Origin of the sequence: Streptococcus sp. 27098_8_22 (assembly GCF_041432415.1) — a bacterium.
Classification (GTDB): Bacteria; Bacillota; Bacilli; order Lactobacillales; family Streptococcaceae; genus Streptococcus; species Streptococcus pseudopneumoniae_M.
In genome coordinates this window covers 17922-30792 of sequence record NZ_JAPVZP010000010.1, presented here as the reverse complement: position 1 = coordinate 30792, position 12871 = coordinate 17922, and the positions used below count along the sequence as shown (strand labels likewise).

Below are 12871 nucleotides of genomic sequence, written 5' to 3'. Positions count from 1 at the left end.
ATAAGGGAAAAATGAGAAACTCCTTCAAGTTTTGATACAATAGTTTCAAAATTTGAAAGGAGTTTTTATGAATCGATATGCAGTACAGTTGATTAGCCGTGGAGCTATAAACAAGATAGGAAATATGCTCTATGATTATGGAAATAGTGTTTGGTTGGCATCGATGGGAACGATTGGGCAAACCGTTCTAGGTATTTATCAAATTTCAGAGTTGGTGACAGCTATACTAGCTAATCCATTTGGAGGCGTGATTTCAGACCGTTTTTCGCGTCGCAAGATTTTGATGACAACAGACTTGGTTTGTGGGATTCTCTGTTTAGCTATTTCTTTTATCAGAAATGATAGCTGGATGATTGGCGCTTTGATTTTTGCTAATATTGTTCAGGCGGTTGCCTTTGCATTTTCTCGTACAGCCAATAAGGCCATTATAACTGAGGTTGTAGAGAAAGACGAGATTGTGACCTATAATGCTCGTTTAGAGTTAGTCTTGCAGGTTGTTGCTGTAAGTTCTCCTGTGCTCTCCTTCATCGTTTTACAATTCGCAAGCCTCCATGCGACTCTTTTACTGGATGCTTTGACTTTTTTCATCGCTTTTGCCCTAGTGGCTTTACTTCCCAAAGAAGAACCAAAGGTTCAAGAGAAGAAGAGTTTTACCGGGAAAGATATTTTTGCGGACATCAAAGATGGCTTGCACTATATCAGGCATCAAAAAGAAATTTTCTTTCTCTTATTAGTGGCTTCCAGTGTGAATTTCTTTTTTGCAGCTTTTGAGTTTTTGCTTCCTTTTTCAAATAAACTCTATGGTGTAGAAGGAGCCTATGCGACTATCTTAACCATGGGTGCAATTGGCTCAATCATCGGAGCACTGATAGCAAATAAATTTAAATCGAGCATGAATACACTTTTATTCTTATTGATCCTCACAGGAGTAGGAGTTTTCATGATGGGCTTGCCACTACCTAATTTTCTTACTTTTTCAGGAAACCTAGTTTGTGAATTATTTATGACAATTTTTAATATTCACTTTTTCACTCAGGTACAGACCAAGGTTGACGGTGAATATCTGGGAAGAGTATTGAGTACCATTTTTACACTGGCAATTCTCTTTATGCCGATTGCGAAAGGTGTAATGACATTTTTACCAAGTGTGCAATTAGCTTCCTTTTTAATCATCGGACTTGGAGTTATATTACTTTCCTTGGTATCAATGTTCTATATTCAAAAACAAGATTAATACAGAAAAAAAACAGCAACTTAGCTGTTTTTATTTACATCTATCCACCCTGAGGGAATCGAACCCCCATCTCAAGAACCGGAATCTTACGTGATATCCATTACACTAAGGGTGGAAACTTTAATTATTATATCAAAAAAGAGAGCTGAACTCAAGTTTTTTCTAAGCTCAGTAAAAGGAGAATAAAAAAGGATTCAGTATTGAATCGAATCCTCTATATGATTATTTTTTCTCAAGAAGAGCTTTGATTTCTTGAAGAACTTCCAACTCAGTTGGACCAGCAGGTGTCTCTTCAGCGACTTCTTCTTTTTTACGAAGATTTTGAGCTTTTTCCATTGCTTTAATCACAAAGAATAGAACAGTACCAACAACTAGGAAGTTGATAATAGCACTCAAGAATTTACCATATGTAACACCATTCCAGGCAAGCTCAGCGATGTTTTGTACTTTCGCAGCTTCCAAGGCTGGGTTCAATAGGAGTGGAGTGATGATATCATTAACAAATGAAGTAACGATAGCACCAAAAGCAGAAGCGATGATCACACCGACAGCAAGGTCTACAACGTTACCGCGGAGCAAAAATTCTTTAAGATCTTTTAACATTTTCTTTTTCCTTTCGAAATTTTTACAATCTAAATTATAACTTAATCATCTGTTGAACGCAAGAAATATGCTTATTGTTTTTTAAAAACAAAAATTTTACTGAAGATGTAATTGAGGACTATGATCGTAACTTGTGCAAAAATAGTCTCAATTGTATTGATAGTATTGAGATTATCACCTACAAACTGACCGATAATATGGGGGCAACTCGTCACAAAAATAAAGGTCAGAAGCAGGTCTAAGAGGAAGGTTATGAATCTTGCAGTCGTAAACTTTATCAGACGCTTGAACCAATGTTTTCGTTTTTGCTTAAAAACAATGGTATCATTGGTGAAAAAAGCAAACAAAATTCCAGCTATATTTCCCAGAGCAGTCGCCCATAATTCTTGTTGGAAAAAATAAAAAATCGTGATACGAACAATGATCGAAACAAGAGTAGTTGCAACTCCGAAAAATAGGTAGGAGAGGATTTCATTATCGAAGAATTTTTTTATGGATGTTTTCATAAAAATAGTATAGCATAAAGGACATAAATGTGCTATACTTGGAAGGTTGACTTGCTCAACCCTTGGTGCTTAGCTTCTTTCACCAAGCATATTATATGTGATATTGTCACTAAAGGAGAAAACATGAAAAAACTAACTATCCGTGATATGGCAGATATTGCCATTGTCGCAGCAATTTATGTGGTTTTGACAATCACACCACCCCTTAATGCTATCAGTTACGGTGCTTATCAGTTCCGTATTTCTGAAATGATGAATTTCCTTGCCTTTTACAATCCTAAGTACATTATCGGTGTTACTCTTGGATGTATGATTGCAAATTTCTTCAGTTTTGGAATCATCGATGTCGCAGTTGGTGGAGGCTCTACGCTTGTCTTCCTAAGTTTAGGCGTATGGTTGTTTAGCAAATACAGCAAAGACTATCTTTTTAATGGATTGATTCGTAAAGATCATTTCGTCTTTTCAATTCTTTTTTCGATTTCAATGATCACCATTGCTGCTGAATTGAATATCGTAGCAGAAGCACCATTCTTCTTAACTTGGTTTACAACTGCTATCGGAGAATTTGCTTCACTCATTGTTGGTGCTATTCTTATTGGAAAAATCGGTAAACGTCTTGATTTGACTAGATAATGAAATCACATCAAGTATTTATGAAAAGGTCTGAACTCTGTTCAGTCTTTTTCTTATTTTTCTATAGACCCAGACTCTCAACAAAAGTGGTATAATAAAGAAAAAAGGGATTATTTTAATATGTATAGTTATCGTATTTCAGTTTTTGAAGTCCTTTGGAAAAATCAGGTCATTAGATTTTTGTTAATTTTTTTAGCACTATTTTATTTCTATCTTTTTTTCCAAAGAGTTAAGACATCCTTGAAAAGTGGTGGGAGTATGTTGGATCCTTTTCATATTGCAAAGGGAAGATTATACATTCACACTCCTATTCTTTTTAGAAAAAGAATTGTTCCTTTAGCTGAAATTAGACAAATTGATATTGATTACGTTCGAGGGTGGAGAATGAATGGGGACAGGTATCATTTGTATTTTACAAGGAAAGATGGAAAATCTTTTACTTTTCATTTTGGAAAAAGCAAAAGAAACGAGGAGTTATTGAAAAATCTTGCCAATGTGGCCAAGAAGTGCCATATTAAAATCTATTATTATTAAGAGTCGATTGCTAAAATTGAATTGTTGTCACTTGTGACAATTGTCAAAGCCAGGAGAGTAGCTAATATGCTTCAACTACAAGTAATAAGAGAAGATAATCAACTGAGAAACTTATTGATGAAAGAATGCGATATTCTCTTTTATGACCAGTTGGAAGAGGTTGAATTTTCTCAGAACAATGAAGTTTATTCTCTATCGCCCATAGCCTTTACTAAAGACGGTAGTGGGGGAGAATATGTAATTCTTGAGGATGAGAGTATCGGCTTTATAGGGAGTGAAGGGCAAGTTGGTCGGGTAGCAGAAAGCCTTGATGACTTGCTTACCTTCTTACTCCATGCTGGTTCTATCACTGATTTTTCTTGTCGTTTACTCTATCAAAACAAGGATTTGTTGGTAAAATTCTGTCAAGGATTTCTCAATAAAGCACGAGAAAACTACCAGTCAAAAGGTGAAGAGTGGGATAAAGTGAGAGCTGGACTTGCACAAGAGTTGGGACTCGAATTTCAGCCAGAGAAACTGCAAGAGTTAGCCTTCAATTTTTATCAATCAGCGATAAGAACTCCACTATTTACTTGTAAATATGGTCATGGTGAGAATGAATATGTCTGCGATTCTGTTTTGTCAGATATTGTCGGCTTGTGGGTTTCAGAGCTGGTAGGGTTGACTGCAGAAGAAATTGAAGCTTTTGCTAGCACTAAAAACAATCAAATGTAAAGGACAAAAATTTATTTCCACTTAAAATATTTTATGTCATAATATTAACAATTATATTTTAAGGGGTTTATATGAGTTCTTCAGAATTTATTTCAAAAATTGATTATTATTATTATTGCCATAAGAAAGAAAGTTTATTTGACCAAAGTAAGTTTTAATATGCCATTCGCTCGATGTTTGCAGGTGCTTTCTTAACCTTTAGTACAGCTGCTGGGGCCATAGGTGCTGATCTACTCAATAGCATTGTTCCAAGTGCTGGTTATTTCCTATTTCCCTTTGTATTTGCTTGGGGACTTGCCTATATCGTTTTCTTGAATGCCGAGTTGGTTACCTCAAATATGATGTGCTTGACAACTGGAACATTTTTGAAGAAGATTGATTGGAAAAAAGCCTTTATCATTTTACTTTATTGTGCCTTTTTCAACTTAGTTGGTGCTCTGTTAGCAGGTTGGTGCTTTCCTAATTCATCGGCTTTTTCACACCTGACACACGACAGTTATCTTCCAAAGATTGTAGCTAAGAAGTTGGCACGACCTAGTGAGTTGGTCTTGTTGGAAGGGATTTTGGCAAATATGTTCGTAAATATTGCCATTCTATCTTCCATTTTGGTTAAGGATAGCAATGCCCAACTCTGGATTATCTTGTCAGCAATTTCTATGTTTGTATTTTTATCAAATGAGCACATTGCTGCAAATTTTGCCTCATTTAGTATTGTTAAATTTAGCATTGTTTCTAATGAAGTTCAGCATTTCGAAATCGCAAATATTCTCCGGCATTGGGGTGTCACCTTTGTTGCTAACTTAATAGGTGGAGGATTCTTGATAGGCTTACCATACGCTTATCTTAATAAAAATGAAGAGACTTATGTTGATTAGTACAAGCTTTTGAAAATATAATGAAAATCAATAATAGAGGAGGTCGGGACTAAAAATCCAGACCTCGATTTTTTTGGCCAAAGAACCTTTTGATAAAAACGTTATTTTCTCTGTCTATAAATTCAAACATATTATTAGTGCATGGATTTTAGCTGAAAACTAAAGAGACTTTTTTGTAAATTCAATATTGATTAAAACAAAAACATATATTAAATATATAGAATAGAGGGTTTAAAAATAAAGGGTCGAAAACATTAAAGATACTGATAAAAAGCAAATGGAAACGATTGCTAAAAGTGATAAAAATATTGTAAATAGAAGAAGAAAGCCTTCCCATAATTTCGATTTTATGTTATAATATTCACAAATAAAAGTTTTAGGAGTTTATATGGTTTCTTCAGAATTTATCTCAAAAATTGAATTTGCTTGTAAGAAAAAGGAAAGTCTTTACAGTCAAAGTAAATTCAAGTATGCTATCCGTTCAATGTTTGCAGGTGCTTTCTTTACCTTCAGTACAGCAGCAGGAGCTGTGGGTGCTGATTTGATTAATAAGATTGCACCAGGTAGTGGACGCTTCCTTTTCCCATTTGTTTTCGCTTGGGGATTGGCTTATATCGTGTTCTTGAATGCTGAGTTAGTTACATCAAACATGATGTTCTTGACAGCTGGTAGCTTTTTGAAAAAAATTAGCTGGAGAAAAACAGCTGAAATTCTTCTATATTGTACTTTCTTTAACTTAATCGGAGCGCTTATCGGTGGTTGGGGATTCGCTCATTCAGCTGCTTTCGCTAATCTAACACACGATAGCTTTATTTCTGGAGTTGTGGAAATGAAATTGGGCCGTTCAAATGAACTCGTTTTGCTTGAGGCAATTTTGGCTAATGTCTTTGTAAACATCGCCATTCTTTCTTTCGTTTTAGTGAAAGATGGTGGGGCTAAACTTTGGTTGGTTCTTTCAGCCATTTACATGTTTGTATTCTTAACAAACGAACACATCGCTGCAAACTTTGCTTCATTTGCTATTGTTAAGTTCAGTGTTGCTGCTGATTCTATTGCAAACTTCGGTATTGGAAATATTCTTCGTCACTGGGGTGTAACCTTTATTGGTAACTTCATCGGTGGTGGTCTTCTGATTGGATTGCCTTACGCTTTCTTAAACAAGAACGAAGATACATACGTAGATTAAAAGTTGGATTGATTCCAACTTTTTCTTTTTGTTTATCCATGCTATAATGAATGTAGTAATGTTAAATACAGAGGAAAATCATGAACGAAATTAAATGTCCAAATTGTGGGGAAGTTTTTACAGTAAATGAAAGTCAATATGCAGAGTTGATTTCTCAAGTTCGAACTGCAGAGTTTGACAAGGAATTGCATGAACGTATGAAGCAAGAGTTGGCCTTGGCTGAGCAAAAAGCCATGAATGAACAGCAGACAAAACTAGCGCAAAAAGACCAAAAAATTGCCCAACTTCAAAGTCAAATTAACAACTTTGACACCGAAAAAGAATTGGCTAAGAAAGAAGTAGAGCAAAGTGCGAGTCAAAGTCTGCTAGAGAAAGAAAAAGAAGTTCAGGTACTTGAAAATCAGCTAGCTACCTTGCGCTTAGAGCATGAGAACCAACTGCAAAAGACTTTATCTGATCTAGAGAAAGAACGGGATCAGGTTAAAAATCAGCTCCTCTTACAAGAAAAAGAAAATGAGTTGTCTCTAGCTTCTGTTAAACAAAACTACGAAGCCCAGCTAAAGGCAGCCAGTGAGCAGGTTGAATTCTACAAGAATTTCAAGGCACAACAATCAACCAAGGCTATCGGTGAAAGTTTGGAACACTATGCAGAAAGTGAGTTCAACAAGGTTCGTAGCTTTGCCTTTCCAAATGCCTACTTTGAAAAGGACAACAAGGTTTCAGCACGTGGTTCTAAGGGCGATTTTATCTTCCGTGATTTTGATGAAAATGGACTAGAATTCATTTCCATCATGTTTGAGATGAAAAATGAAGCAGACGGGACAGATAAGAAGCATAAGAATGCGGATTTTTACAAGGAATTGGACAAGGATCGTCATGAGAAGAACTGTGAGTATGCTGTTTTGGTAACTATGCTTGAGGCTGACGATGATTACTTCAATATTGGGATTGTCGATGTCAGCCACGAGTATGAGAAGATGTATGTCATTCGTCCTCAATTCTTTATTCAGTTGATTGGTCTCTTGCGCAATGCTGCACTGAATTCTCTCAAATACAAGCAGGAATTGGCTTTGGTTCGCGAGCAAAATATTGACATTACGCACTTCGAGGAAGACTTGGAAGCTTTCAAGGTAGCCTTTGCTAAGAACTACAATTCAGCTTCGGTCAACTTCGGCAAGGCCATCGATGAAATTGATAAGGCTATTAAGCGGATGGAAGAAGTCAAGAAATTCTTGACTACATCAGAAAATCAACTCCGCCTCGCTAACAACAAATTGGATGATGTTTCTGTCAAAAAATTGACCCGAAAAAATCCAACCATGAAGGCAAAGTTTGAAGCGTTGAGGGAGGAATAGTTTTTGTACTCAGCAAAGAGCAAAACCTTGTCTATAAATGGAAAAACGATGGATTATGTGACCTTTGGTAAAGGAAAGAAGTCTCTCGTTATCATACCAGGATTGGGTGATGGACTACAGACGGTTAAAGGTATGGCTATGCCTTTTTCAATCACATACCGTCTACTTGCCAAGCGCTATAAAATCTATGTTTTTTCTAGAATCAATGAGTTGAGGCAGGGTTATACGACACGGGATATGGCAGTCGATGTAGCGGAAGCAATGGAGACACTAAACCTAGATGCCGCCTATGTCATGGGGATTTCACAAGGTGGAATGATTGCTCAATGGCTAGCTGCAAACTTCCCAGAAAAGGTTGAAAAGCTAGTTTTGGCTGTAACAACTGCAAAACTAAATAATCTAGGTAGGGAGAGAATTAGTTGCTGGCTAAACCTGAGTCAGTCAGGTATTTATAAAGATCTGATGATTGATATTGCTCGTCACTCTTACACGACTAAATCCTTTGGAAAATTTAAATACCTTTATCGAATAATGGGAATCTTTGGTCATATTAAAGATAAACAACGTATTGATATTCAGGCTTTATCTTGTTTGAAACATGATAGTCTAGCTTTTTTGGAAAAAATCAACTGCCCTACGTTAATCATTGGAGCAGAAAAAGATGATGTTCTTGGCGTAGATGGTTCGCTTGGATTGCAACAGCATATTAAAGGGAGTCAACTGATTATTTTGCCAGGGTGTGGGCATGCGCTCTATGAACAGAATAATGATTTCCAAAGGAGAGTTTTAGTATTTTTAGAAAGTTAATAAATGAACGGTATTATCAACTTAAAAAAAGAAGCGGGGATGACCTCGCATGATGCAGTTTTTAAACTGCGAAAGATTTTGGGAACCAAGAAGATTGGTCACGGTGGGACCTTGGATCCTGATGTGGTGGGTGTTTTACCCATTGCTGTAGGGAAGGCGACTCGCATGGTTGAGTTTATGCAGGACGAAGGTAAGATTTACGAGGGTGAAATTACTCTGGGATATTCTACAACAACCGAGGATTCTAGTGGTGAGGTGGTTGCTGAGACACCAGTATTGTCTCCCTTAGATGAAAAGCTTGTTGATCAAGCGATTGCAAGTCTGACTGGACCTATTATTCAGATTCCCCCAATGTATTCCGCTGTCAAGGTCAATGGGCGCAAACTTTATGAATATGCGCGTGCTGGTCAGGAAGTCGAGCGTCCAGAACGTCAGGTGACGATTTATAGTTTCGAACGAACAAGTTCCATTTTCTATGAAAATAATCTGGCTCGATTTACCTTCCGTGTAAAATGTAGCAAAGGGACTTATATCCGGACCTTGTCAGTTGACTTGGGAGAAAAACTTAGCTATGCAGCTCATATGTCCTATTTAACACGAACAAGTGCAGCTGGGTTACAGTTAGATGATGCTTTGACCTTGAGTGAAATTGAGGAAAAGGTTCAAGCTGGTGAGTTAGACTTTCTTCATCCCTTAGAGATTGGGACAGGTGACTTGGTTAAGGTTTATTTGACTCCAGAACAGGCAGAAGAAGTGCGTTTTGGTCGCTTTATTGAATTGGAACAAACTGAGAAGGAATTGGCTGGCTTTGAAGGTGATAAATTATTAGCCATTTTAGAGAAACGGGATCATCTCTATAAACCGAGAAAGGTTTTCAATTGATTAGAGCTGGTGGTAAAATTGCAAACTGATGTTTAGTTTAAAAAAGCTGAAAGACAATTTAGTTTAGAAGAGAGGTTGTTTTGAAAAAGGGTTGAAAACACGGTGATATTTGACAGTTTTGCTTGCTTATGATAATATTTAAATAAAGAAAAGCTAGAAAACTTTCAGAGGATATTATGAGTATTGAGATGACTGTTAGTGAGATTGCTGAGGTCTTGGGCTTGTCCCGCCAAGCAATCAATAACCGTGTCAAGGAATTACCTGAAGAAGATACGACTAAAAATGATAAAGGAGTTACTGTGGTAACTCGCAGTGGCTTGATTAAGCTTGAAGAAATCTACAAAAAAACTATTTTTGAAGATGAACCAGTTAGTGATGATGTGAAGCAACGGGAGTTAATGGAGATTCTTGTTGATGAAAAGAACGCTGAAATCATCCGTCTTTATGAGCAGTTAAAGGCTAAAGACAAACAGTTAGCTGAAAAAGATGAACAGATGCGTGTCAAAGACCGTCAAATCGCAGAAAAAGATAAGCAATTGGATCAACAACAACAGTTAACCCTACAAGCCATGAAGGACCAAGAAAACCTTCAGTTGGAGTTGGATCAGGCTAAGCAAGAAGTACAAGCAACGAAGAAAGGCTTCTTTGCTCGCTTATTTGGAGGATAAGAAAAAACTGCTTGGTTTCTAGGTATAACCAAGTAGTTTCTTTTTACACATACAGTAAGGAATGGATAAGATGGAAAAATTAAGAGATTACATTTCATTTGATTTGGAATTTAATAAACACCAGGATAAAACTCACTTGATTCAGGTTTCTGCAGTCCGTTTTAAAGATGGTGAAGAAGTAGGAGCATTTGACTCATATGTTCATACCGATGTACCATTGAAAAGTTTTATAAACGGCTTAACGGGTATCACGTCTGAAACCTTGAAAGATGCACCGATGGTGGAGGAAGTTCTTAAGAATTTTCAAGACTTTGTTGGTGAATTACCCCTTGTTGGATACAATGCAGCCAAGAGTGATTTACCAATCTTACTAGAGTATGGATTGGATTATAGTCGTCAATATCTAGTCGATCTCTATGATGAAGCTTTTGAGCGACGGAGTTCGGATCTTCACGGCATTGCAAATCTAAAGTTACAGACTGTTGCTGAATTTCTAGGATTCAAGGGGCAGTCTCATAATAGTTTAGAGGATGCACGTATGACTGCGCGTGTTTATGAAGCTTTTCTAGAATCTGATGAAAGCAGAATTTTACTGGACTCCAAGAGTAGCCTGAACTCTAATCCTTTTGGTGGACTAGATTTGTCACAGTTTTTTGATTAGGAGGTTTTATGAAACCTGAAAAACCTAAAAAATTGGGTTTTAAAAAGATTTACTTAAATCTGGATAAAATCCTCTTTCTATTCTTTCTAATCTTCATGCTAGTTGATTATATTTGGTTGCCACTGAACTCATTGATAGCAGGTTTTTTACTAAGTCAGACGGGCTATTTATTTATTTCCTATAACAATGTTTTTGAAATTTTAAAACATGCGCCTTTAGTCAGCCTTGGTTTTTTAATCTTAATAGCAATTAATCTTTTAGTAGCCTATTTTCAAATTAGTCTCCTCTTCATTGGAGCTCGACACCTTCTCTATCACGAGAAACGAACCTTGATTGAGTATAGTCGCAAGGTATTTCGTGAAAGTATAGCCTTCATGAAACTTCTGACTGTTTCCAAGGCCTTGTTTATCTTCGTATATATTGCTATGATTTTTCCGTTTATCAGGAAGATTTTTAAAATTTATTATTTTAATAAAATAGTGATACCTGATTTTATTCAGACCTACATGGAAGACAAGTATTGGATATGGTGGCTTGCTATTATCATCTTATCAATCCTCTTCCTCTACGTTTCTGTTAAGTTGGTTTTTATTTTGCCAAAAATCTTTTTTGAAAAGATGACGGTTAAGGAAGCAGTGGTTTACAGTTTAGAAAAAACCAGAAATCATTTTTGGTTTTACGCTTGGCATCTCTTTCTCATTGTTGTCAAAACGAATCTTTTCTTTTATTTACCTTTAATTCCTCTATTGATGATCCAGTCTTTAGCAGATAGTCTCACACACCGAGAATCATTGATTCTAGCTATTTCAAACTATATTTTGATTAAAAATATCCACTATATGTCTTTAACCTACTTCTTGGTTAAGTTTACCTCCTTTTTAACTGGTGAGGAGTTGGATATTATGCCAAGACGGAAAAAAGACCATATCATGAGATGGGGTGTAATGGGGTGCGCAAGTATCTTCTTTGCGATTGAAGGCTATATTTATCTCGAAGCACCCGTAGTCAATCCTCCACTTGTCATCTCTCACAGAGGAGTTTCTAATGGGAATGGTGTCCAAAATACAGTTGAATCCTTAGAAAAAACAGCTCAGTTAAAACCAGATTTAGTTGAGATGGATGTGCAAGAAACAAAGGATGGTCAGTTTGTCATGATGCATGATGCTAATCTAAAAAGTTTAGCTGGATTAAATGTAACACCACAAGACTTAACTTTAGATGAGTTGAAGCAATTAGATATTTATGAAAATGGTTATCAGACTAAAATATCTAGCTTTGATGATTATATAAATCGTGCCAATGACCTTCATCAGAAATTGCTGATCGAAATAAAAACGAGTCGAAAAGATAGTGCTCAGATGATGGATCATTTTCTAGATCAATATGGAGCAAAAATTAAAGTCTATGGGCATCAGATGCAATCTTTGGATTATCATGTTATTGAAAAAGTTACCCAGTATGATAAAGAGATTCCAGTCTATTTCATACTGCCCTATAATTCCGTTTTTCCAAGAACAAATGCTACAGGTTATACCATGGAATATTCTACTTTAGATGAATATTTTGTAACCAAGCTTTGGAATACCAAACAAAAACTCTATGTATGGACAATCAATGGTTCGGAATCCTTTGATAAGTCCCTACGTTTGGGAGTTGATGGTATGATAACAGATGATTTGGAAAAAATTAAAGAAGAGCTTGAGACCGCTCAGGAAGATCCTGAATATACGGACTTGCTTCTCAAGAAAGCAACAGAAATATTTACTTTCTAGATAAGACAAAAGAGGCTGAATGGAACATCAGCCTCTTTTAATGCTATTAGAATGGTAATTTACCAGCAAAAGCCCCTAGTTTCTTTTTAGTTGCTTCATCAATTTGTTCAAGAGCAGCATTGACTGCTTGAACTGTCATATCTGATAGAGTTTCAATATCTTCTGAGTCAACAACTGCTGGATTGAAGTCAATCCTAACAATTTTCTTGTCTCCTGTTAGTGTAGCAGTTACAAGGTTTTGGGCTGAAGTTCCAACAAATTCTGTAGCAGCAAGTTCAGCTTGACTTTGCTCCATTTGTTTTTGAAGTTTTTGAGCTTGACGCATCATGTTTTGCATATTCATCATGGTGGTATATAGCTTCCTTTTCTATTATTTTCCCTATTATTTTAACAATTTTAATTAGAAAAGTCTATTCTAATTTTTACGATAAAACATTAAAT

General features: G+C 36.3%; 14 protein-coding genes, 1 tRNA gene, 1 pseudogene and 1 riboswitch. Of the genes and pseudogenes, 12 read left to right on the top strand and 4 right to left on the bottom strand.

Features of this window, described 5'->3' with window-relative positions:
- The first annotated feature begins 67 nt into the window (after positions 1-67).
- On the top strand, positions 68-1234 hold the full coding sequence (locus O3633_RS09035; protein WP_371621069.1) for an MFS transporter: 1167 nt from the start codon (positions 68-70) through the stop codon (positions 1232-1234).
- Between the two features lie 43 nt (positions 1235-1277).
- On the opposite strand, the gene O3633_RS09030 is transcribed toward O3633_RS09035, so the two are convergent.
- From O3633_RS09030 to O3633_RS09020, 3 genes are all read right to left on the bottom strand, one after another.
- Positions 1278-1349 (bottom strand) — tRNA-Arg (locus O3633_RS09030).
- Positions 1350-1456: 107 nt separating this feature from the next.
- Positions 1457-1837, bottom strand: coding sequence for a large conductance mechanosensitive channel protein MscL (gene mscL / locus O3633_RS09025; protein WP_371621068.1), 381 nt, complete (start codon positions 1835-1837; stop codon positions 1457-1459).
- Between the two features lie 71 nt (positions 1838-1908).
- On the bottom strand, positions 1909-2343 hold the full coding sequence (locus O3633_RS09020; protein ID WP_371621067.1) for a GtrA family protein: 435 nt from the start codon (positions 2341-2343) through the stop codon (positions 1909-1911).
- A 28-nt stretch (positions 2344-2371) separates the two neighbouring features.
- Positions 2372-2469: riboswitch (PreQ1 riboswitch) on the top strand.
- Between O3633_RS09020 and O3633_RS09015 the strand changes: the two genes are divergently transcribed.
- The 11 genes and pseudogenes from O3633_RS09015 to O3633_RS08965 all read left to right on the top strand — a co-directional run bounded on the left by O3633_RS09015 (position 2467) and on the right by O3633_RS08965 (position 12430).
- Complete coding sequence (locus O3633_RS09015; RefSeq protein WP_371621066.1) at positions 2467-2976, top strand: QueT transporter family protein; 510 nt, start codon at positions 2467-2469, stop codon at positions 2974-2976. It overlaps the preceding riboswitch by 3 nt.
- Before the next feature lie 120 nt (positions 2977-3096).
- Positions 3097-3510 carry a hypothetical protein gene (locus O3633_RS09010; RefSeq protein WP_371621065.1) on the top strand — a complete coding sequence of 138 codons (414 nt, stop codon included), beginning with the start codon at positions 3097-3099 and terminating at the stop codon, positions 3508-3510.
- A 66-nt stretch (positions 3511-3576) separates the two neighbouring features.
- Entirely contained in the window at positions 3577-4224 is a 648-nt protein-coding gene (locus O3633_RS09005) for a hypothetical protein (protein ID WP_371621064.1), read from the top strand.
- A 71-nt stretch (positions 4225-4295) separates the two neighbouring features.
- A pseudogene (locus tag O3633_RS09000) lies at positions 4296-5099 on the top strand (formate/nitrite transporter family protein).
- Between the two features lie 388 nt (positions 5100-5487).
- On the top strand, positions 5488-6285 hold the full coding sequence (locus tag O3633_RS08995) for a formate/nitrite transporter family protein (RefSeq protein ID WP_371621063.1): 798 nt from the start codon (positions 5488-5490) through the stop codon (positions 6283-6285).
- Between the two features lie 80 nt (positions 6286-6365).
- Positions 6366-7640, top strand: coding sequence for a DUF2130 domain-containing protein (locus O3633_RS08990; protein ID WP_371621062.1), 1275 nt, complete (start codon positions 6366-6368; stop codon positions 7638-7640).
- 3 nt (positions 7641-7643) lie between these two features.
- Entirely contained in the window at positions 7644-8447 is an 804-nt protein-coding gene (locus O3633_RS08985; RefSeq protein WP_371621061.1) for an alpha/beta fold hydrolase, read from the top strand.
- A 3-nt stretch (positions 8448-8450) separates the two neighbouring features.
- Positions 8451-9329, top strand: coding sequence for a tRNA pseudouridine(55) synthase TruB (gene truB, locus O3633_RS08980; RefSeq protein ID WP_371621060.1), 879 nt, complete (start codon positions 8451-8453; stop codon positions 9327-9329).
- 176 nt (positions 9330-9505) lie between these two features.
- Positions 9506-9997, top strand: coding sequence for a chromosome segregation protein RocS (gene rocS, locus O3633_RS08975; RefSeq protein WP_000021254.1), 492 nt, complete (start codon positions 9506-9508; stop codon positions 9995-9997).
- Positions 9998-10067: 70 nt separating this feature from the next.
- A complete protein-coding gene (locus O3633_RS08970; protein WP_049504978.1) occupies positions 10068-10658 on the top strand; it encodes a 3'-5' exonuclease in 591 nt (196 codons plus the stop codon).
- Between the two features lie 8 nt (positions 10659-10666).
- A complete protein-coding gene (locus tag O3633_RS08965; protein ID WP_371621059.1) occupies positions 10667-12430 on the top strand; it encodes a glycerophosphodiester phosphodiesterase in 1764 nt (587 codons plus the stop codon).
- A 46-nt stretch (positions 12431-12476) separates the two neighbouring features.
- On the opposite strand, the gene O3633_RS08960 is transcribed toward O3633_RS08965, so the two are convergent.
- Positions 12477-12776 (bottom strand): YbaB/EbfC family nucleoid-associated protein, encoded by a 300-nt coding sequence (locus O3633_RS08960; protein ID WP_371621058.1) that lies wholly within the window; start codon positions 12774-12776, stop codon positions 12477-12479.
- Between the last annotated feature and the right edge of the window lie 95 nt (positions 12777-12871).